The following is a 21,259-nucleotide window of genomic DNA, read 5'->3' as shown; positions in this document are numbered from 1 at the left end:
GACGGGCCGTTTCAGGGGCCTCGGCCGGATGTGCAGGGGCAGGGTGCGCCGCCTGCGTGGCAGCAGCCGCCGATTCCGCCTGCGCCCCAGGCGTTTTCCGGGTCGACGTCGCCCGATGCGGTCGAGCAGACGATGCGGGTCACGAATCGGCCCGATCTGCCGCCGCCGCCCGAGCGCGCCCAGAGCCGGCCGCCGCTGCCGGAACCGCCCGGCCCCGGCGAAGCCGCTCCGGCCCCCGCGGAAGAGCCCGCGCCCCAGTGGCTGGGTGGGTCCGCCGACCCCCGGACGACCGGGGAATCCGCCGCGATCCCGCCCGGCCCAGACGCGCCCCCGGCGCGCCTGAGCCCGTTCCTCGAGGAACGCGCACCGCAGCGGGCAGCCGACGCGCCTTCGCAGGACGATGCCGCGCCGCAGGAGAGCCCGGTCGGCGACGAAAGCCGCACTGCGGCAACCGGTCCAGAGGTTCTCCCCGGCGACCGCAGCCCATCGTTCACGGACACCCCCAGCCCCCGGGCCCCCGAGAGCGCTCCGCGCAACGACTTCCGGTCCGACAGCCCGGCCCCGAGCATCCCCGACCCGAGCCCCGCACAGGGCGCGACCGGAACCGCCTCCACGCCACAGCCATTCGCGAGCCGGCCGAGCACTCCGCACGAGGGCACTCCCCGGCCCGCGGACGGAGCCGGCACGGCCTCCCCGAATTTCACCGCACCGCCCACTCCCTACCCCGCCCCGCCCGGCGACCAGGCCGGAACCGGAACCGCAGCAACGGGATTCACCCGACAGCCGAGCGCCGAGGACGTCACCCAGCACTACGGCCCCCAGGGCAGCGGCAACGGCCCCGCGCCGATCGGCGACCCGCAGCACTACAGCCCCCAAAGCGGCGGCAACGACCGCGCGCCCGTCGGCGACCCGCAGCACTACAGCCCCCAAGGCGACGGCAACCGCCCCGCGCCGGTCGGCGACCCGCAGCAATTCAGCCCCCAAGTTGGCGGCAACGACCGCGCGCCGGTCGGCGACCCGCAGCACTACGGCCCCCAAAGCGGTGGCAACGGCCGTGCGCCGGTTGGTGACCCGCCTGTGGACCCGCGGTACGCGGCACCGGCCGAGGGGCCCGCGCAGGGTGGGCAGTGGCAGTCTCCCGCGCCGGAGCAGCAGTGGGGCGGGCAACCGCAGCCGCCGCAATACCAACCGCCGCAGCAGTATCAGCAGCCGCCGCAGTACCCGCAGGGCATGCAGCCCTCGCTCGACGACGTCCCGGTGCGGCGGGCCAAGAAGGCTCCCGGGTCGGGCTGGCGGCGCGCGGTGCACCACATGTCCGGCGGCTCGATCAATCCGGGCATGTCGGCCGAGGAGCGTCGCCTGCAGGAGCTGGTCGCGCGCATCCGGCAGCCGGTGCGCGGCGACTACCGGATCGCGGTGCTGTCGCTCAAGGGCGGCGTCGGCAAGACGACCACCACCATGGGTATCGGCTCGATCTTCGCCTCGGTCCGCGGCGACCGCGTGATCGCGGTCGACGCCAACCCGGACTTCGGCACGCTGTCGCAGCGGGTTCCGCTGCAGACCCGGTCCACGGTGCGAGATCTGCTGCTGGATCAGGCGATCAACAGCTACGGCGACGTCCGGCGGCACACCTCGCAGGCCACCAGCCGCCTGGAAGTGCTTGCCAGCGAACGGGATCCGGCCGCGTCGGAATCCTTCAGCGAGGACGAGTACCGGCGGGTCGCGCGCGTCTTGCAGCGGTACTACAACATCATCCTCACCGACTGCGGCACCGGCCTGATGCATTCGGCCATGGCGGGCGTGCTGGATCTCGCGCATTCGCTGGTGCTGATCTCGTCGTCGGCCATCGACGGCGCGCGCAGCGCCGCGGCCACGCTGGACTGGCTGTCCCTGCACGGTCACGATCACCTGGTCCGCAATGCCGTCGTGGTGATCAACCTGCCGCGGCCGGGTTCGCCGAATGTGGGTATCCAGCAGCTGCGCGAGTACTTCCTCTCGCGCTGCCGCGCGGTGCACATCATCCCCTACGACCCGCACCTGTCCGAGGGCGCCGAGATCGATCTGGCGCGCCTGCACAAGAACACCAAGCGCGCCCTGGTGGAACTGGCGGCGACCGTCGCGGACGATTTCGCGACCGATCACCGCCGCTTCTATCAGTACTGATCGCGCTACCGCCGGACCAGCGTCTCCTCCCAGGACAGCGGGGAGGCGCGCACCTCGGCGAGGCTGCGCCGCCGGCGCCGCCGGAACAGTGAGCGCAGCGTGCCGGGGTTGAGGTAACCCACCCGGGCCGCCACGGCGTCGACGGTCAGCGTGGTGTTGCGCAGCAGGTGGGTCGCGCGTTCCAGCCGGATCTCGTTGACGAAATCCCTGGGCGACATGCCGATTTCGGCCTGCGTGGCGCGTTGCAGGCTGCGCACGGTGACGCCGAGCGCGGCGGCCGCGTCGGCGATCCGGAACTGTTCGGCGATACTGTCGCGCACCCAGCGCTCGAAGGCGGCGACCAGCGAATCGCCGCGGGCCACCAGTTCCGGAATCGCGACCTGCACCCGCCGGTCCCCGACCAGGAAGAACCGCGAGACCAGTTCGGCCAAGGCGGGACTCTGCGCGGCGATCACCGCCAGCGCGAGGTCGATATGGGACAGCACCGCCGCGGCCGTGGTGACCTGCCCGGCGCGGCACAGGATGCGCTCCTCGTCGAGTTCCACCCGGGGATAGCGCCGCCGGAACGCCGGGCCGAGCCACCAGCTGGTGGTGGCCGGTATTCCGTCCAGCACACCGGATTCGGCCAGGTAGAACGTGCCGGTGCAGGCCGCGGCCAGGTGCGCGCCGTCCCGCTCGGCGGCCGAAATCCGTTCCAGCACACCGCGGCTGGGCGCGGAGGAGACCAGGTCGATCAGGCCGTCGGCATCGGTGATCAGGACGGCCGGCACGACGAGGAGCCCGATATCGCCCGGCAGTTCGGGCAGCGGAGTGGTCGGCACCAGCTGGCCGTGGCCGGACCGGACGCTGGTCCCGGTGGAGACCACCCGCACCTGCCACGGCTCCGGCGCGCTGTCCAGCTCGCCGAGCAGGAGGTTGGCGGTGTGGAAGGCCTCCAGTACGGCCGCGAGACCGAAGTCGGCGACGCCGTCCACAGCTAACACTGCAACATCCATGTCGCAAACAGTACTGAATGTGTCGGTTACGACACTGCTATCCGGAGAATCGGCTCTTTAAGGTTTCTCACAGAGCCAAAGCGACACCCATGATCGCGGCTCACAACCTACGCAGGAACACCCGATGAGGATTTACGCCAACCGCTGCCACAGCTTCGACTACCGGATCACGGCCGCCCACCCGTGCGCCGTCGATCTCGAACCCACCGCGGTCGTCGGCGCCACCCGGCCGTTCTTCGACTGCCTGGTGCTGGCGATCGGCGTCGACCGCGGCGATCTGGCCGTGACCGAGACCGCCGCCACGATCGTCAAGTGCATAGCGGCGCAGACCGATTCCGGGTACATCGTGATCGACGGATTCGCGCGCTGGGCGATGGCCGGTCGCGGCGCGACGAATCCGGACATCGATGTCCTGACCGGACTCGCCGATGCTCTGGACGTGCTCTCCGAACTGGTCGAACGCCTGGAGGAGCGCGGCGAACTCGTCCACCAGATGCCCTTCGGCTGGAACACGGTCCGGCACGCCGACGTCATGGACGGCGAATGGTCGAACCGGGTGATCGATCTCGGCACGACGGAGCGCCCGCGGCAGGCATGGAGCCTTACGCCGCGGGCGCTGCGATCGTGTGGGGTGCCCTCGCGCTGACCGCTACCAGGCCGGGAGCCGCCGCCGACCGGCGAGCACGTCGCGCACCAGGTCGTCGTAGCCGTCGGCCAGTTCCGCCAGGTGGTGCCAGGCGCCGTGCAGGATCTCGTCGTTGGCGTCGAGCGTCATCAGCGCGTGATGGGCGCGGACCGACGCCTCGGCGAGCCGGTCGATGACCGAGCCGATGGTCTCCGTGTGCAGGGTGGCGCCGAGCCGATGCTGCGGAACGGTGCGCGAGATCCAGTCGTCGATCGCCATCACCAGTTCGGCTCGGCGGCGCTCGATCTCGACTGTCGCGGTCGCGTCGAGTGCCGGCGCGGCACCGCCGCGACCGATCAGCCGACGCTCGTGTAGCACCGCGAGATCACGGGCGAACCATAACAACGGACCGCCGATCACCCGGTGACCTCGACAGGCGCGCAGCATCAGGTCCGAACTCGGCAATAAGCCGGTCGTCAAAGATTGGACCGCCATCGATGCATGCGGCATATCGGGCACTGCCGCCACCACCATCGTCTGGGATGTCTCCGAACCAGCCACGTTGCCTCGCCGTCATCGCCGTTACAACACATATGTTCAGGACGTTCCTTACAATAAACCTCTGAAAGCGTGTGTCAAGGGTCACACGCCCGCTGGACCCACGGAGTAGACTTCTTTTTCTTGAAGACACAACCGAGGAGCGAGATGGCGGACGGTCCCAGGTACCAGCGGATCGCAGACCTCCTCCGGGAGGAGATCCGCAACGGGACATGGAAACCGGGCGATCGACTACCCAGCCATAACGAGCTGGCCGACCAGATGCAGGTCTCGATCACCACCGCCCGCAACGCGATCCAGGTCCTCGTTGCCGAAAACCTGCTGTACACCGCCACGTCGCGTGGCACCATCGTGCGTAGCCAGGAAGTCCTGGAATCGGTCGTCACCAATCATATCCGGCCGGACCGGCCCAAATCCGCGAACGACATCTTCTCGGAGATCGCGCGCGCCGTCGGCCGGGAGCCGTCCAAGCAGTTCAGCGCCCGTATGGAACCGGCCGGCGCCGACGTGGCGCACTGGCTGGGCATCCCCAAAGACTCCTGGGTGGTGTCGCGGACGGTGGTCCAGTATCTCGACAACGAGCCGTGGTCGTGGGAGGTCAGCTTCTATCCACGGGACTTGGCGGAGGCCACCGGAATCGACTTCCCGCACGACATCCCTGAGGGCACCACGCGCAGACTCGCCGACCGCGGCCAGCCCGAGACCGCGCACCGCGACACCATCGTCGCCCGCCCCGCCACGGCCGAGGAGGCGGCCGTCCTGGGCGTCGGCATCGGCACCATGCTGCTGGACCACCTGCGCATCGGCGCCAATCAGACCCGGATCACCCGCGTGACCAGGCAGCGATCCATCGCCGCACGCAACCGCCTCGCCTACGAACTGGGCGACGACGACGGCACGGAGGTCATCCGCCGCACGCTGGGCACGGCGCACCCGCCCGGCAATCTGCATTCCTTCGGTAACTCGCTGGTGCCCGGGCCGCCATGACACTCCGCATCCGCCAGGCTCAGATGGACGACCTCGGCACGATCTGCCGACTACGGCTCCAGCGCACGACCTGGCTTGCGGCTCGAGGCTCGGATCAGTGGACTCCGCAGGGGCGGGGACTGCCGATCGAATTGTTTGCCCGCGCGGTCGGCCGCGCGCTCGAGGCGGGCGAGACCTGGATCGCGGAGGTCGACGGCGAACCGGCGGGCACCATCACCGTGAACGACCGTGCGGACGAGGGCCTCTGGTCACCGGGCGAGATCGCCGACGCCGTCATCGTGCACTACATGATCGTCGACCTGCGCTTCGCCGGGCTGCGGGTCGGCACCACCCTGCTCGCCCACGCCGCCGCCCTGGCCCGCGCCCGCCACCGCACCTGGGTCCGCCTCGACGCGTGGACCACCAACGCGGCGCTGCACAACTACTACCAGCGCGCCGGTTTCGATCTGGTCCGCATCGCCGGCCCCGAGGCCCAGGGCCCGTCGGGCGCCCTGTTCGAGCGCCGGGCCGCCAGCTGGGTGCCGCCGGTCCCCACGCCCGTGATCCGGGCCGAATTGCAAACTCGCTGAACAGGTTACAGCTGCGGCAGGTGCGCGATCTGGACCATCTCCTGGCCGCGTGTGCGGGAGACCAGAATCCCCCGCCCCGGCGGCAGTTTCGTCGGGCGCACATCGCCGATGAGCCGGCCCTCGTCGCGCGGGCCGCTTCCGATGAGCGTGTCGACCGACAGGTTCTTCATACCGCCCAGGATGGGATCGAACAGCGCCCGCGACACACCGCCGGTCCGCCGCGTGACGACGAGGTGCATCCCGATATCGCGTGCCTGGGGCAGATATTCGACCAGCGGCGTCAGCGGGTTGATGCCGCCGCCCGCCGCGACCACCATGTCGTAGTCGTCGACCAGGATGTAGATCTCGGGCCCCGTCCACCAGCTGCGCTCGCGCAACTGCTGGGGCGTGATGTCCGAGCCGGGAATGCGCCGCGACAGGTAGCTGGCGATCTCGGCGACCATCGGCCCGCACGTCTGCGACGAGGTCGAGTAGCCGGCGAGGTGATCGTCGTCGACCACCCCGAGCATGGTGCGCCGGTAGTCGACCAGGATGATCCGCGCCTGCTCGGGCGTCGATTGCTCGCACACGCCCATGGCGATATTGCGCAGCAGCGTGGTCTTGCCGCATTCGACGTCGAAGAACGCCATGAAATGCGGTTCGGACCCGAAATCCAGGACCAGCGGCTCCAATTCGGCCTCGCCGATGCCGACGGCGATGCGGGTGGGGCTCAGTTCCATGCCGCGCTCCGCGGCCGACGCCAGCACCTTCTCCCGCTCGATCTCGCCGGACAGCATCCGGACCACGGGCGCCCGCCGGTCCGGGTAGAGCGCCTGGAGCTGCTCGCGGGCGGCGGCGACGCCGTCGGCCATACTCTGCGGATCGGAGTCGGAATCCAGCCGCGGCAGCGCGACCAGCATATGTAGCTGGTCGGAGGTGAGGCCGCGGCCGGGACGGTTCATCGGCACCGAACCCGCGGTGCGGCGGCCCATCTCGGAATCCGACGGATCACCGAGCCGCAGCTCGATGCGGGTACCGATCTGGTCCTTGATCACCGGCCGGATCTCGGCCCAGCGCGACGCGCCCAGCATCACGTGGACGCCGTAGGAAAGACCTTGTCCCGCAAGGGCGTTGACATCACCCTCAAGCACCTCGAACTCCTCGCGGATCACCGCCCAGCCGTCGATGACCAGGAAGACGTCGCCGAAGCGGTCGTCGGCCAGCGGATGGTCGGCGGGCAGGCGGCCGTTCGCGTCCAGCGCGGCGAACTTGCGGCGGCGGAACTCCGTCATCGATTCGATGCCCATCGCGGTGAAGCGCTCCTCGCGCTCGCGCACCAGCGTGGTCAGCTCGGCGATGGTGCGCCGCACGCGATCCGAATCCAACCGGGTCGCGACCGAGCCCACGTGCGGGATGCCCGCCAGGCCGGTCATGCTGCCGCCGCCGAAGTCCAGGCAGAAGAACTGCACCTGCTCGGGGGTGTGGGTGGCGGCGGCGGCCATGATGATGGTGCGCAGGGTCGTCGACTTGCCCGACTGCGGACCGCCGACCACGGCGATATTGCCCTGCGCGCCGGACAGATTGATGGTCAGCACGTCGCGACGCTGCTCGTAGGGCTTGTCGATGATGCCGATCGGCATCCACAGCTGGCCGTGCCGGTTGACCGGCGACCGCCAATCCGGATCCGGCAGCAGCATGTCCACCGTCGGCGATTCCTCGAGCGGCGGCAGCCACACCTCGTGCGCGGGGCGGCCGTGCCCGGTCAGGCGCCGGACGACGACCTCGAGCAGCGTATCGGGGATTCCGCCCTCCTCACCGCCCTGCGAGGACGGCGGCGGAGGCGGCAGTTCCAGGGGATCGAAGCCGCCCTTCCCCGGCGTGCCGTCCGTCTCGATCACCGGCTTCTCCACCGGCGAGGCGGTGAACACCCGCGGCGGCTGGTCGACGTATTCGCTGGCCTCGATCACATTGCCGCCGCCGCGTGGCGCCACATAGGGCCCGGAGACGTAGGTCGCGTTGAACCGCAACGGATCCGAGGCGTCGCTCTTGAGGTATCCGGAGCCCGGCACCGCGGGCAGGTGGTAGGCGTCGGTGATACCGAGGACGGCGCGGGATTCGTTGGCGGAGAAGGTGCGCAGGCCGATGCGGTAGGACAGGTGCGAGTCCAGGCCGCGCAGCTTGTTCTCCTCCAGGCGCTGCGAGGCGAGCAGCAGGTGGACGTGCAGCGAGCGGCCCAGTCGGCCGATCATCACGAACAGGTCCGCGAAATCCGGCTTCTGCGAGAGCAGTTCGGAGAACTCGTCGACGACCACGAACAGCGCGGGCAGCGGATCCAGCGGGACGCCGGCGTTGCGGGCCTTCTCGTAGTCGTTGACGTTGGCGTAGTTGCCCGCCGAGCGCAGCAGCTCCTGGCGGCGGTTCATCTCACCGGCCAGCGCGTCCTTCATGCGGTCGACGAGCGACAGCTCCTCCTCGAGGTTGGTGATGACCGCGGCCACGTGCGGCAGCGGATCCAGGCCGAGGAAGGTCGCGCCGCCCTTGAAGTCGACGAGAACCAGGTTCAGCGCGTCCGGCGAGTGCGTGGTAACCATCGACAGCACCAGCGTCCGCAGGAATTCCGATTTACCGGAACCCGTTGCGCCGATGCACAATCCGTGCGGCCCCATCCCGTTCTCGGCGGACTCCTTGATGTCCAGCTCGACGGGCGTGCCGTCGGGGGTGACGCCGATCGGCACCCGCAGCCGCTCCCGGGCCGTCCGGGGACGCCACACCTTCACCGGATCGATCTGGGCGGCGTCGGGGATCTTCAGCAGCGCCATCAGGCCGGGGTCGGCGCTGGTGTCGTCGCCGAGGCTGACGATCTGCGCCGCGGTGGCGATCCGGTAGCGGGCGAGGTGGCGCGCGAACGATTCCGCCTCGGCGAAGTCGACCCGGTCCGCGTTCGCGAACTTCTCCACGCCCGCCGCACTGCGCGCCGACACCTCGCCGCCGGCCGCGACCAGTTGCAGGCCACGCCGGGCGGCCAGCCCGGCCTCGGGCGCGGTGAGATCGAGCACGGTGACCGAATCCAGCCCGGATTCGCTGATCAGGCGCTCGGTTCCGTTGACGTAGCCGTCGTCGATCACCACCACCAGATGGACGCGGCCCTGCGTCGGCTGCGGATTGCGCATGAACCGGCCGCGTTCGAGCAGTTCGGCCGACAGCGCGGTCTCCAGCTCGCCCAGCGACTGATACATCATGCGGGCGGAGCCCATCCCGTCGCGCTGTGACGGATGTTGCAGGTGCGGAAGCCATTTCGCCCACGCCCACGCGGGCGTATCGGGGTCGGCGCAGACGATGGCGACGATGAGATGGTCGGGGCCGTGAAATGCGGTGAGTTCCATCAGCATCGCGCGCACCAGCATGCGCGCGTCCTCCGGCGGCCCGTCGATGTTGATGGCGGGGAAAGCGCGCAGCGAGACCGCGGTGGGCAGGTGGTGGACCACCGAGTGACTGCGCACGAAGCGGCGCAGCGCCACCGTCGACACCGGCTCCAGATCCTCCAGCGGTCCGGTCTCCGGACGCGCGAGTTTGGTTGCCAGCCGGTGACTTCCGACGCCGACGCGCACATGCCCGAAATCGGGATCGGCCGGGCGGCGTTCCCACATCCGCCGGGTCCCGATCACGGAGTACAGATCGGCCGGTTCCGGATGGCTCCAGGACAGCGTCTCGAGCTGCTTGACCCCGGTCCGGCGGACCTCCTTGCGGATCTGGTCCAGGTAGCGCAGGTAGTCCTTGCGTTCCTCGTTGAGTTCGCCGGCGGATTTGGGGCCCATCCCCCGCATGCCGAACATCATGCCGAACATGGACATCAGCATCATCATCGGGAACATCAGCATGTACGGGTTCTGCAACAGGTTGCGACCCATCATCGCCATCATGGCGATCATGCCGACCACGGCGACGACCATCACCACCGGCATCAGCTTCATCAGCAGCGGGGCCGGCATCGGCCGCTGCACCTCCGGCGGCGAGCTCAGCGCCACCTCCCCGCCCGGCGGACGGGGCGGGGCGATGCGGGGACGTCGGACGAATCCTTCGGTTGCCATAATTCACTCAGTCCAGATTCGGATCGGCATCGTCGTGTGACCGACGCCGGAACGGAATTGCCACGGCCACACCGATTCCCAGGGCCACCAGACAGGTGATCGACCCGACGACCGCGATGCGGCGCGGGCGCGGATCGGGCCCCGGGGGCCACACGGGCGCCGCGATGGGCTTGGGCACATCGGCGGCGGCGCCGATCGGGGTCTCCGGCAGCTCCGCGGTCAGCGCGGCCACCGGATCGATCAGGCCGTGCCCCACCCGGTCGTCGTGCCCGGAGCCGGGCCCGTGGGAGGTGCGGAGAATACGGTCGATGACCTGTGCGGCGCTCAGCTCGGGATAGCGGGCGCGCACGAGCGCGGCGAGTCCGGCGGCGTAGGGCGCGGCGAAGCTGGTGCCCTGGATATCGGACATGCCCTCCTGGGTCTGCACGCCGTTGACCAGTCCGGTGGCATCGCGTTTGCTGTCCAGCGACACGATCTTGCGCCCGATCGCCGCCACGCCGATCCACGGCCCGTGCAGCGACAGGTCCGACGGTTTGCCGTCGGGATCGACCGAGCCCACGGTCAGTACGTACGGACTGAACCAGGCGGGGGTGGCGACGGTATGCACCGAATCCCAGCCGGTTCCGGTGTTCTGCTTCTCGCACGCACCGCCCTGCTGCAGGTTTCCGGCGGCCGCGACCACCACCACATTGCGGTCGTAGGCGTATTTGATCGCCGCGCCCAGCGGGGCGTCGGCGGTATCGCTTCCGGCCGGGGCGCAGGCGACCTCGGAGATGTTGATCACCGTCGCGCCCATGTCCACCGCCCGCACGACGGCCGCGGCGAGGGTCAGCACAGTGCCGTACCCGCCCTCGGCCATGGCGCCCGGCGGCTTCTGCCCGCCGCCGCCCTTGGTGTCGTAGATCTGGCTCAGCTGGCGGATGGAGAGGATCTCGGCGCCCGGCGCCACACCGGCGAAGGCGTCGTCCGGGCCGGGCTGCGCCGCGATGATTCCGGCGACCAGCGTGCCGTGGCCGTCACAGTCGAAGGTGCCGTCGCCGTCGGAGACGTAGTCCCCGCCCGCCTGCAGTGCGGGCAGCCGCGGATGCCGGGTCACGCCGGTATCGATCACGGCCACCTTCTGCCCGGCGCCCGTACTGAACTTCCACGCGGTCGGCAGGTCCAGCACCTGCTGGGCGATCGGCACGTCCCGGGGCGGGGCGCCGACCAGAGTCGGCTCGGCGCACAGGGATTTCGGCTCGGTCGGGTCGGGCGGGGCCGCGCGACCGGCCAGCGCCTGGGCTGCCGCGAGCGCGCCCGGATCGATCGTCGGCGGCGCGACCGCGGTCGCCGCGGCCGGCCAGGCGAATATCGCCGCGCCGAGAACCGCCGCGCCACAGGCCAACCGGAGCAGCCGGGAAACCGGGGTCGCGGCCGTCATATGTTCCGCGCGACCGAGTACACGTCCATGATCCACAGCACCAGCGGGATCAGCGCGACGATGAGCAGGTACTCGAAGATCTCGCCGGCCCGCCGGGTGACCGGAGTCACCTCGACGTGCGGTGCGATCACCCCGAAGCCCACCGCGGCCGCGGCGAACAGCAGCAGCACCCCGGCCGCCGGCAACCGGTAGTCCGGATTCCCCAGTGCCAGACCGACACTCAGCGCCACGACGAGGGTCCCGCCCCCGCCGATGAGCGTCGCCGCCTGGGTGAGATCGGCGAACGAGCGGCCCCGCAGGCACAGGACGACGGCCGTCACCAGAGCCAGCGCGATGCCCTGCCAGCCCACGTCGCCGAACGGATCCGCGGCGCCGAGCGCGCCCAGCACCGCGACGATCGTGCAGCCCGCGATCATGCCGGACTGATAGTGGTTGGCGGCCTTGGCGCGCTGTCCCAGTCCGACGGCCGACGGCAGGGCCGTGGCGCCGATGGCGCCGATGCCCTCGATGGTGGGGCGGGGCTCGTGATCGGCCGGGTCGATGGCGGCGCCCGCGGTCGGCACCGGCGGCACCGGCAGTCGCGCCAGCCCGGCGGCGAACCGGGGCACCAGGGAAATCACGGCGATACCGGCTATCAGCAGGCCCGCCGAGATCTGCGGCAGATCCAGATCCCAGATCAGCTGCACCGCGGCGGCGATCCCGCCGAAGACCGCGACGGTGGCGGCGGTCGAGAACATCGTCGCGCCCACACCGATGACGCGGTAGCCGATCACCGCGACCACGAGCGTGACCGAAAATCCCAGCAGCAGATGGGGACTGCCCAGCCCGCCCGGGACGAACAGCGCCGCGCCGCCGAACAGCAGCAGCACTCCGATCAGCGCGAGCCAAGTGGCGGTCAGTTCGTCGGCGTACGTGCGGGCGGCGAATCCGGCGGCCACACCCGCGGCCAGCCCGCATCCGGTCAGCACGAACGGCGCGGCCAGCCCGTCGCCGTTCGTGCGCGACACCGCCAGCACGAGAAGCGCCGCCACCACCGCGAGCACGGCGGCCACCAGGCCGGTCCAGCGGGCGGCGGACGGCGACCAGCCGCGGAAGTCGGCCGACGTGAGGCGGGAGACCGCATCGATGACGTCGTCGAACAGGGCCGGCGACTCCTTCGCCGAAACCTCGCGCAACACCAGCAATTCGCCGTCGAACACCTCCGCCTCCGACAGCGTGCGGCTCGCGGAGATCGCGTCCCGGCCGAGCCGGGCGAGGGTCCAGTGCCGGGTCCGCAACGGCACGGCGCCGTCGTCCGACTCCGTCACGTCCACGGTGCGCGATTCGATCAGCTCGACCAGATCACCGATGAATGCGGCGATCGGCACGGTCGCCGGCAAGCCGACGTCGAGCTGGGTGTTTCCACCGATCACGGAGACCCGGCACAATTCGGGTTCTACGGCACGAGTTCCGGCCGCTGACGGCTCGGTCAATTGCTGTCCACCCCCCACTCTTTCGTGAACACCTGTGAAACGACCCTCACCGTTGACGACACTCACGTTGCAACCATTCGGCCGCAAAATCTAATCTATCGAACTGAACCCGCCGACGCGATCGGTAGTCTGGCGGAGGGATGAACGCACGCATTATCACAAACGAAGATTTCGGGGTTGAACACTCATGAGCGGCAACCGCCAAGCACAGCGCGCCTTCGACGCCGGAATCCTGTCTCTCGGCTTGAGCATCGACGGTCAGGAGTCCGCCCGCGACCTCGAGTACGCCAAGCTGGCGTTCCAGCGGGCAACCGAATGGGACCCGACGATGTGCGACGCGTGGCTGGGCCGCGCCGCCGCCGGCGAGATGACCGAAGAGGTGGTGTTCAACCTCTACAAGACCAGCTCGAGCACGCTCTACCGCGAGCAGCGCCGCCTCGGGCTGGCGCCGCGGGTGCTGGCCGGGCGGTTCCTCCCCGGCCTCTACATCGACTATCCCCTGGCCGGCTACACCGAGATCTCGCTGGCCTACGCGTCGAAGCTGATGGCCGACCGCGAATACGACGAGACCGAGCGGGTGCTCGACGAACTGGCCGAACACCGCCGCGGGCAACTGAACGATCCGGATCGTGAAGCCGACGATCGCATCTGCGCCTATGTCCGCGGTGTGCTGCACTACAACACGCAGCGCTGGCCGGACGTGATGGCCGTACTGGCCGGCTCCGCCGAGTGGGACGATCCGTATCTCGCCGCGGGCGCGCACGTGATGGTGGGCTCGGCCTGCGCGCAGCTGGGCCTGTTCGGCGAGGCCATCCGCCGCATGGAACAGGCGGAGGCGGGCCCTATTCCGGCCGCCCGCACCACCGCGATGTTCTGCCGGGGCCTGTGCCTGCGCGAGACCGGCAACGAGTCCGAGGCGCAGGCGCTGTTCGAGAAGGTCTACTCCCAGGCCCCCGACTTCACCGCGAACACCGAGGCGATGCGCGACCGCGCCTACCGCCTCACCCTCACCAGCAAGGAGCAGATCGACTCCCGCACCGATCGCTGGGATCCGGCGTCGGCGCCGTCGACGGAGTCGATCCAGCAGGCCGAGCACGAGGACCGGGCACAGCGCATCCTCGCCGAGGCGCGCGCCGAACTGGAGCAGCAGATCGGCCTCACGGCGGTGAAGACGCAGGTCGCGAAGTTGCAGTCGAGCGCCCAGCTCGCCAAGATCCGCGCCGAGAAGGGGCTGGCCAGCGCCTCGCGCGGGCAGCACCTGGCGTTCACCGGACCGCCGGGCACCGGTAAGACGACCATCGCGCGCGTCGTCGCCAAGATCTATTGCGGCGTCGGCCTGTTGAAGACCGACAAGGTGGTCGAGGCCAAGCGCGCCGACTTCGTCGCCCAGCACCTCGGCGGCACCGCGATCAAGACCGAGACGCTCATCGACTCGGCCCTCGACGGCGTGCTGTTCATCGACGAGGCCTACACGCTGATCCAGACCGGCCTGTCCGGCGGCGACGCGTTCGGCCGCGAGGCCGTGGATACGCTGCTGGCCCGCATGGAGAACGACCGCGACCGGCTGGTGGTCATCATCGCGGGATACGACGGCGAGATCGACCGCTTCCTGGCCGCGAACGACGGTCTGGCGTCCCGGTTCTCCAAGCGCCTGCAGTTCCCGTCCTACACGGCGACCGAACTCGGGCAGATCGGCCAGGTCGTGGCGGGTAAGCGCGATTCGGAACTGTCCGAGGACGCGATGCGGCTGCTGGTGGAGGCGTGCGAGACGCTCTACCAGGCCGAGAGCACCGACCAGAGCGGCCAGACCCGCCGCGGCGTCGACCAGGCGGGCAACGGCCGCTTCATCCGCAACGTCATCGAGGCCGCCGAGGAGGAGCGCGAATTCCGCCTGGCCAACGACGATTCGATCGACCTCACCGCGGCCGACGAAGCCCTGCTGATGCGCATCGAGGAGCCCGATATGCGGACGGCGCTGAGTGGGTTGATCAGCTCGCTGGGCCTCCCGGCCGCGCCGGGCCTGCTGTCCGGCCCGTAACGCGTTCCGGGGCGCTGTGCGCGTGGAGTGGCTAGCCGTTCTGCGGCAGTGTGTCGTGGCTGACCAGGGCGTCGGTCTTGTTCAGCGTCGGCCCGGGTACGAGCTGGCCCACCACGGCCCAGGGCGCCAGGCGCGGCGTCTTCTCCAGACCGAGCTGCGCGGCGGTCTCCTTGTCCGGGATGCCGTAGCGAATGCCGTTGTCCGCCACGAAGAACAGCCCGTCGCGACGGGGACTGCCCGGCTCGATGCCCGTCACCTGCACGAATTCACCCGTGGCGGGCGGCACGTACACCGCCTCCACGTGATCGCGGGCGCCGCCGCTGGCCATGACGACCGGTTTCGCGGAATCCGGTAGCGGCAGCCGGTTTCCGGCCAGCACGGTCACCGTCGCGCGGTCCGCGGGCCCGTCCGCCGAGGCTCCGGGCCCGGTGGGCTTCGACCAGGACAGGCACGCGACCGGCGCGTCCTCGGCCGACAGGATCTTCGGGGCCTGCTCGGGGAACTGGTCCACCGGCAGCGAGTTCACCATCGGGACGCCGTCCAGCAGATCCGGCGGGATGCGCTTGATCTCGCTCATCCCGTGCGAATCGGCATTACGAATCACCTGCGCGGCGAACGAACTCACCGGCTGGACACCGTCGCTCAGCACGACGTACATGCTGGGATGTTCGGGATCGACGACGCTGACCACCGAGACCACGCCGCCCACGGGCACGCCCGACAGCTTGCCCGGACCCGGCTGCCCGGCCTGCGGGATCTGCGGCGCGGTGAGCGGCGCGACCTCGCGGGCAGCGTCGAGCAGGCCCGTGGTGACCGGGCGCGGCCGCGCGCTCATATCGAGCGAGCGGGCCATCACCGTATTGCGCGGATCGATGACCGCGCGTTTCCCGTCGTAGATCAGGTAGGTCTTGTCGCCACGCTTGGCCAGCAGCGCCTCACCGGGTTGCGTGGCGTGCATCCGGTCGTCCAGCCGCGGACGGCCCGCCAGCACCGTCATGGTGGCGCTGGTCGCGCCCGCCGCGCTGCCGGTGGACGACAGGGCCACGGCGTCGCAGAGCGTCCAGTCCGAGCGCCCGCCTTGACCGGACGCGGGCAACGCCCCGGGGGCGCCGGGTATCCCGAGCAGCGGGCCGCGCGGCATCGAGCCGAGCTTGCTGTCCTTCACCGACCTCGGGGATTCGCTGGAACCCGTGATCAGCCGCGCCGAGGCGAGATTCAGCACCGGATGCAGGGTGGCCTTCGTCTTGTCGGGGTTGTTGCCGTCACCGTCCGGGACGACCACGTACAGCGCGCCGCTGTCCTTGCCCATCACGATGTGCGCGTCGCCGATCGACCCCTGCGGGCGCAGGAACGCCAGAATCGCGCACCCCGCCACCGCGATCAGGCCGAGCACCGCGCCGACGAGCAGCGACCGCGACTGCGAGCGCATCGGATCGTGCAGCATCCGGACGTCGCGACGCACCAGTGCGTGGTCGAGACGGCGTAGCAGGAAGCGATACCCATTGACCTGAGCCCGGGTTGTCAGTTGTGCCGGCACGCAAACTCCACAATCTCCGACTGCGCCTTTATCCTTCGACACGGTACCGTAATTAGGGGCCGGCAACCGCCTTGCCCGGACGTACATCGGTTAATAACCGAAGATCTCGCAAAGAACACCAGACATCGCTGTGAACGACCGGGAAACCATGGTAGACGCCAAAGCCAACGCCGACGGAAATATATCGCCGCCCCGAATCGTCCGTACACATTCCGGAGAATCACGCAAGACCGAAGTTTTGCGGGATCCCGAATTCCCACTCTTCCGGCTCTATCCGCTGCGCCTGGTCGTTCCGGTGCTGCTGCTCGCGGCCGCGGCGGTCTGGGGCGCGCTGGCCGGCCGGCTGCCGGTCCTCGCGGCGGCGGGTATCGGCGCGGCGGTCGCGGTCGTCGGCCTGATGCCGGTGCGCCGCAGGGATCCGCGCACCGTCGCCGGCATCGTCGCCCTGTCGCTCGGATACCGCTGGCGGCGCAGGCGCGATCGCGACCGGACCTATCCGGAGCCGTTCGACGTGCCGCTGCCCGAGGGCGGCAGCTACGGACTGCGCTGGGACGGCGACCGGTTGATCACGATGCTGCGCATCGAACCGCCGCCGGACTCCCTGACGCTGCTGCGCCGCGGCGCCCTCAGCACCGATCAGCTGCTGCCCCTGGCCGAGATCGCCCGCTGCCTGGGCCAGTTCGACATCACCCTGGCGTCGATCGACGTGATCAGCACCGGATCCCGCACCGCTCGAACGGGTTTCGTGGCGCAGCTGTACGACCGGATCCTCGGGCCGCTGCCGGCCATCGCGCACCGCACGGTGTGGCTGGTGCTGCGGCTGGATCCGCTGGCCAACGCCCAGGCGGTCGACAGCCGCGGCGGCGGCGCCACGGGCACGATCCGCTCGGCCGTGATCGCCACTCGCCGCGTCGCGAACCGGCTGGCCGCCCGCGATATCGCCGTCTCGGTGCTGACCGCGAACGAGATGAACGGCGCGGTACGGCAACTCACGCACGGCATCGCCCTGGACGAGCTGGCCGAATCCCCGGCGTCGCTGCATGCGGGCGACTTGCGCCTCACCAGCTACGAGATCGGCGCCGACCTGATCAACTCCGCCGGCTTCGCGGCCCTGTGGGCCACCCCCAGCATCGCGACCACCGTCAGCCTGCGGCTCAAGCCGTCGCCGCGGCGATCGGGGCACGACGACGGTCCCCCGGCCATCGTGCTGGACGCGGTCGTCCGGTTCGATACCGCCGCGGAACTCTCGGCCCCACCGGTTTCCGGCCTGCGCGCGCTGCCCGGCCGCCAGCTGCCGACCCTGCTCGATACGCTCCCGATCGGCAGCCAGGCCCGCCGCGCGGCCGATCCGGGCCACCGCGGCCCGATCACGGCGCTGACCGAGATCGTGGTGCCCACCGCCGGATGCGGTCAGCTCATCGGCGCCGACGCCACCGGGCAGGGCATCGCGGTGCCACTGGTCGGCGAGGGCACCCGGCACGTGGAGGTGGTGGGCAAGCTGGACCTGGCGCAGCAGGTGGTCCTGCGGGCCATCGCGCTGGGCGCGCGCGCCGTCGTGCACACCCACCGGCCGGAGGCGTGGCAGTCGATGGTGCGCAACGTCAATGCGCCGCAACTGCTTTCGCTCGCGCCCAGGCTGGCCGGGACCGGCTCGCACGCGGTGCTGCCGATCGCGCACCCCGGCACTCCGGCCTCGATGTCCACCGTGCTGGTCTTCGACGGCACCGTCCCCGCCTCCTCGAGCGGCGGGGCGACCATCGTGCACGTCCGCTCGCCGCGGCAGGAGGGCGGCCACTTCGACCCGGATATCACCCTGGCGCAGGACGAGAGCGCGCCCAATGTGATCACCGTGCGGACTCCCGCGGCGCAGGCGACGGTACAGATGGTGACCACGCCGGACGAGATGCGCTACATCGGCGAATCCCTGGTCACCACACGGTAATAGACGAAACGGCCGGCTCCCCCGCCACCGGGGAGGCCGGCCGTCCGGCGAACTCGATCAGAGACCGGAGAAACCGTCGCCGATCTTGCCGTCGGTGCCCAGGGCGCGGGTCAGCGCCTTCTCGACCGCCTTGGCGACCTCTTGCAGCACGGTCAAGGTGTCCTGGTACTCCTTGTCCCACTGCTGGGCGATCACCTGGAAGTCCTCGTGGGCCTTGTTGTCCTCCCACGCGTTCTGCAGAATCCCCTTGGCGTCGTGAATATCGTTGCCGTAGTTGATCAGATTGCCGTGCGAGGTGTTCAGATCGTTGAACAGCTGCATCATCTCGGCCGACTTGTATTCCTGTACTCCACCGCTCATTGCTGGCTCCTTCGAAGCTGATTGTCAGATGTCGAACTCGGACGGTTGCCTACAGTCCCATCAGGTGCTGGAACTCGGCGTGGTTGTCGGTCTCCATCGCTTCGAACTGCTTGGAGCCGTGGCCGACCTGCTCGGTGATGCGGTTGAGCAGCGCATGAATCTTGTCCGACTGTTTGCCCCAGTGCTCCGCGGCCGCGCCGAACGCGTCGCGGGCCTCGCCGCGCCACCCGGCGGCATTGGTGACGTCGGTATCGATCTTGTGCAGCGCGCTGCGCATGTTGTCGACGGCCGCAGCCATCGCCTGCTCGGCCTTCTTCGCGAGTGCCGGATCAACGTGAACCATCTTGGAACCTCTTTCGTAGTCGAGTTGTCGTAGTCACTGAGTCGGGCGTGTAGCTATCGGGCCATCCACCTCCCCCCGGGCAGCGACTCGATCAGCGCCGAAATCGCCTGGGCGACCCGGTGATCGGTGCCCGGTGTGACGGTTGACCAGACTCGCTGGTCCGGCGCGGCATTCGGAGCGGCGACGATCCGGCCGCGGCCGGTGTCGTAGATCACGACCGCTCCGGGAGGTCGGGTGGTGATGCCGTCGTCGTGGTCGTAGGCCACGATCTCGGCGTAGGCGTGGCAGGACGCGAAGGCCAGGCCGTAGGCGGTGGCGTCGTGGGTGGCGACCCCTAGGGCGTAGACCGCGTCGGCGTAGTCGGCCGAGGTCTTCGCCGCGTCCAGCCGCTCGGCCAAGTCGTCGGACAGCGCGCTGAAATTCGCGACCTCCGCCGGTGGGCACGCACCGAGCGCGTCGAAGACCGGGCGCATCAGCGCGGCGGCCGGCTCGTCCGCCCAGACCGACGTGATGTCCACGTCGTCCTCGGTGCGGACCGCCAGCGCGCATTGTTCGCCGCGGCGCGCCAGGCAGATTCGGACCGGCCGGGCGCCGGCGGTGAACACCCGCGCGACCAGTTCGCGATCGGGCTGCGACAGCGTGTGCAGGGTGGCGGCCAGATCCGGATCGACCTCGCCGTGCCCGTCGATGACGCCCGCGCCGGTCAGCGCCGTCGCCGCCCGGCGCTGCGCGACCGTCCACTCGTCGAACGAATCCTGTTGCGGGCCTATCGAAAGCACCAGCGGCAGGGTCTGGACGCCGAGGCGTTCGGCGAGTACCAGCAGGCCGTCGTTGGTCACCACCGTCATGCGGCACCCCCGGACGAGGCGGTCGCACCGCCCGGACCGCGCGGGGCGACCTCGCCCAGCACCGCCGGCGCGGCGACGATGCCGAGATCGGCGCCGATGTCCTCACCGGCGTATCCGGCGCGCGGCTCGTACTCTTCCTCCTGCGCGGCGTTCGCGGCCGGGGCCATCGGCGCGTACGGCAGCGGCGACGAGCTCGTCGCTTGTGCCGGAGTAGTCTGCGGCACAACGGTTTCCGCCGCCTGCGCGGCCTTCGCGAAGGCCGGCGCCTGGTAGGCCGTCAGCACCCGCGGCACGGTGACCGGACCCGGCAGCGACGGCATCGCGATCCGCGGCACGCCCGCGGCCGCGGCCATGTCGGCCGCGGCGGCCGCCGACTGCGCCGCGGTGGCCTGTTCGGCCTCCAGCGCGGCCGCGGGGGCGATGACCGGCGGCTGTTCCTGATGCCAGGGCATCGCCAGGGGTTCGGTCGCGCCCTCGTAGGTCTGCATCACCCGGGCGGCGGCCGCCTTGGCCATATCGGTGTCCTCGTCGGCGCCCGCGGCGACCGCCTTCAGCGGCGAACCGAGGGAGATGCCGAGCTGCTGGAGCACCTGCTGAATCGCTTGCAGCGCGGCGAGTTCCCCGGCATTGGGCATCGACATCCGCGCCACCTCGTAGGCCGCGGCCTGGACGCCGGCGCGTTGCGCGTTGGCCGTCGCGGCGGCCGCGGCATCGGTGAGCCAGTCGCGCAGGGTCGAGACCTTGTCCAGCACCGGCCCGCTGGTCTGCGACTGCCAGGCGCCGCGCAGGCTCGCGACGATCTGGTCGTACTCCACTACGGCCGCACCGAAAGTGGCGGCCAGCCGGGACCACGCGGCCCCGGCCTCGGCCATGGGAACCGCGCCCGGCCCGGTGGTCAGATCGCGCGCGAGCCGGTCGGGTTCGCGTGCGGGCCAGACCACCCCGGTGAATCCGGGTTGCGGCGGTTCGATCATCGGCTCAGCCCACCCCGCCGAATTCGGCGACGCTCTCGTCCTCGCTGCGCGCGAACTGCCCGGTCTGCGACCGCAGCGTGGCGGCGAGCTTGCGCAGTTCGTGAATCCCCGAGGCGGAGCTCTCCGAGTAGGACGCCGCGACCTGGCTCATCGTTCCCGCCGCGCGGACCGAGACCTCGTCGACCCCGGCGGGGGGCACCGTGAGCGCGCCCTCGTCGGCACGCATACCGGCCTCGAGCCGGTCGGCCAGGCCGTCGAGACGCTGCGCGGCCGCCAGGGCCGCCGTCGAATCGAACTGGACACCATCGATTTCCGCACCACTGAGGGCCATGGTTACCTCCTGTATTCGGACCGTGTCAGA

Annotated in this window: 17 protein-coding genes; 6 read left to right on the top strand and 11 right to left on the bottom strand. The window is 70.2% G+C overall.

The window, feature by feature from the left end; genetic code table 11:
- Nucleotides 1-132: 132 nt before the first annotated feature.
- Nucleotides 133-2,163, top strand: coding sequence for a MinD/ParA family ATP-binding protein (locus tag ON41_RS42895; protein WP_246829457.1), 2,031 nt, complete (start codon nucleotides 133-135; stop codon nucleotides 2,161-2,163).
- Nucleotides 2,164-2,168: 5 nt separating this feature from the next.
- On the opposite strand, the gene ON41_RS06035 is transcribed toward ON41_RS42895, so the two are convergent.
- Nucleotides 2,169-3,158: a GlxA family transcriptional regulator gene (locus ON41_RS06035; protein ID WP_040745865.1), complete on the bottom strand. Its 990-nt coding sequence runs from the start codon at nucleotides 3,156-3,158 to the stop codon at nucleotides 2,169-2,171.
- Between the two features lie 124 nt (nucleotides 3,159-3,282).
- Here ON41_RS06035 and ON41_RS06030 point away from each other — a divergent pair, with 124 nt between their 5' ends.
- On the top strand, nucleotides 3,283-3,804 hold the full coding sequence (locus ON41_RS06030) for a hypothetical protein (protein ID WP_040745863.1): 522 nt from the start codon (nucleotides 3,283-3,285) through the stop codon (nucleotides 3,802-3,804).
- 3 nt (nucleotides 3,805-3,807) lie between these two features.
- Here the strand turns inward: ON41_RS06030 and ON41_RS06025 are convergent, their stop codons facing one another.
- Complete coding sequence (locus ON41_RS06025) at nucleotides 3,808-4,203, bottom strand: DUF4254 domain-containing protein (protein WP_246829456.1); 396 nt, start codon at nucleotides 4,201-4,203, stop codon at nucleotides 3,808-3,810.
- A gap of 285 nt (nucleotides 4,204-4,488) precedes the next feature.
- On the opposite strand from ON41_RS06025, the gene ON41_RS06020 reads away from it, so the two are divergent.
- Together ON41_RS06020 and ON41_RS06015 are read left to right on the top strand one after the other, a co-directional pair.
- Entirely contained in the window at nucleotides 4,489-5,328 is an 840-nt protein-coding gene (locus ON41_RS06020) for a GntR family transcriptional regulator (protein WP_051161027.1), read from the top strand.
- A complete protein-coding gene (locus ON41_RS06015) occupies nucleotides 5,325-5,897 on the top strand; it encodes a GNAT family N-acetyltransferase (RefSeq protein WP_051161026.1) in 573 nt (190 codons plus the stop codon). The genes ON41_RS06020 and ON41_RS06015 overlap by 4 nt, the downstream gene beginning before the upstream one ends.
- Nucleotides 5,898-5,902: 5 nt before the next feature.
- Here the strand turns inward: ON41_RS06015 and ON41_RS06010 are convergent, their stop codons facing one another.
- The 3 genes from ON41_RS06010 to eccD are packed head-to-tail and all read right to left on the bottom strand — an operon-like array spanning nucleotide 5,903 to nucleotide 12,856.
- Nucleotides 5,903-9,964, bottom strand: coding sequence for a type VII secretion protein EccC (locus ON41_RS06010; protein ID WP_040745861.1), 4,062 nt, complete (start codon nucleotides 9,962-9,964; stop codon nucleotides 5,903-5,905).
- A gap of 7 nt (nucleotides 9,965-9,971) precedes the next feature.
- A complete protein-coding gene (gene mycP, locus ON41_RS06005) occupies nucleotides 9,972-11,384 on the bottom strand; it encodes a type VII secretion-associated serine protease mycosin (RefSeq protein ID WP_051161025.1) in 1,413 nt (470 codons plus the stop codon).
- Entirely contained in the window at nucleotides 11,381-12,856 is a 1,476-nt protein-coding gene (eccD, locus tag ON41_RS06000) for a type VII secretion integral membrane protein EccD (protein ID WP_040745860.1), read from the bottom strand. The genes mycP and eccD overlap by 4 nt, the downstream gene beginning before the upstream one ends.
- A 187-nt stretch (nucleotides 12,857-13,043) precedes the next feature.
- Here eccD and eccA point away from each other — a divergent pair, with 187 nt between their 5' ends.
- The gene (eccA, locus tag ON41_RS05995; RefSeq protein ID WP_040745859.1) at nucleotides 13,044-14,894 is read left to right on the top strand and encodes a type VII secretion AAA-ATPase EccA; all 1,851 of its coding nucleotides are present in this window, start codon (nucleotides 13,044-13,046) and stop codon (nucleotides 14,892-14,894) included.
- 31 nt (nucleotides 14,895-14,925) lie between these two features.
- Here eccA and eccB read toward each other — a convergent pair whose 3' ends face one another.
- The gene (eccB, locus tag ON41_RS05990) at nucleotides 14,926-16,431 is read right to left on the bottom strand and encodes a type VII secretion protein EccB (RefSeq protein ID WP_040745858.1); all 1,506 of its coding nucleotides are present in this window, start codon (nucleotides 16,429-16,431) and stop codon (nucleotides 14,926-14,928) included.
- A gap of 238 nt (nucleotides 16,432-16,669) precedes the next feature.
- On the opposite strand from eccB, the gene eccE reads away from it, so the two are divergent.
- Complete coding sequence (gene eccE / locus ON41_RS05985; RefSeq protein ID WP_040745857.1) at nucleotides 16,670-18,373, top strand: type VII secretion protein EccE; 1,704 nt, start codon at nucleotides 16,670-16,672, stop codon at nucleotides 18,371-18,373.
- 57 nt (nucleotides 18,374-18,430) lie between these two features.
- Here eccE and ON41_RS05980 read toward each other — a convergent pair whose 3' ends face one another.
- Genes ON41_RS05980 through ON41_RS05960 form a run of 5 tightly spaced genes read right to left on the bottom strand, consistent with a single transcriptional unit; the run spans nucleotide 18,431 to nucleotide 21,229 of the window.
- Entirely contained in the window at nucleotides 18,431-18,733 is a 303-nt protein-coding gene (locus tag ON41_RS05980; protein ID WP_040745856.1) for a WXG100 family type VII secretion target, read from the bottom strand.
- Between the two features lie 49 nt (nucleotides 18,734-18,782).
- Nucleotides 18,783-19,076 carry a WXG100 family type VII secretion target gene (locus tag ON41_RS05975; RefSeq protein WP_040745855.1) on the bottom strand — a complete coding sequence of 98 codons (294 nt, stop codon included), beginning with the start codon at nucleotides 19,074-19,076 and terminating at the stop codon, nucleotides 18,783-18,785.
- Between the two features lie 53 nt (nucleotides 19,077-19,129).
- A complete protein-coding gene (locus ON41_RS05970; protein WP_040745854.1) occupies nucleotides 19,130-19,924 on the bottom strand; it encodes an ESX secretion-associated protein EspG in 795 nt (264 codons plus the stop codon).
- Nucleotides 19,921-20,898 carry a PPE domain-containing protein gene (locus tag ON41_RS05965; protein ID WP_040745852.1) on the bottom strand — a complete coding sequence of 326 codons (978 nt, stop codon included), beginning with the start codon at nucleotides 20,896-20,898 and terminating at the stop codon, nucleotides 19,921-19,923. The genes ON41_RS05970 and ON41_RS05965 overlap by 4 nt, the downstream gene beginning before the upstream one ends.
- A gap of 4 nt (nucleotides 20,899-20,902) precedes the next feature.
- Entirely contained in the window at nucleotides 20,903-21,229 is a 327-nt protein-coding gene (locus tag ON41_RS05960; protein ID WP_040745851.1) for a PE family protein, read from the bottom strand.
- Between the last annotated feature and the right edge of the window lie 30 nt (nucleotides 21,230-21,259).

The organism is Nocardia transvalensis NBRC 15921 (genome assembly GCF_000308875.1).
In the GTDB taxonomy this organism is placed as follows: Bacteria; Actinomycetota; Actinomycetes; order Mycobacteriales; family Mycobacteriaceae; genus Nocardia; species Nocardia transvalensis.
This window is presented reverse-complemented; position numbering and strand designations above follow the sequence as displayed.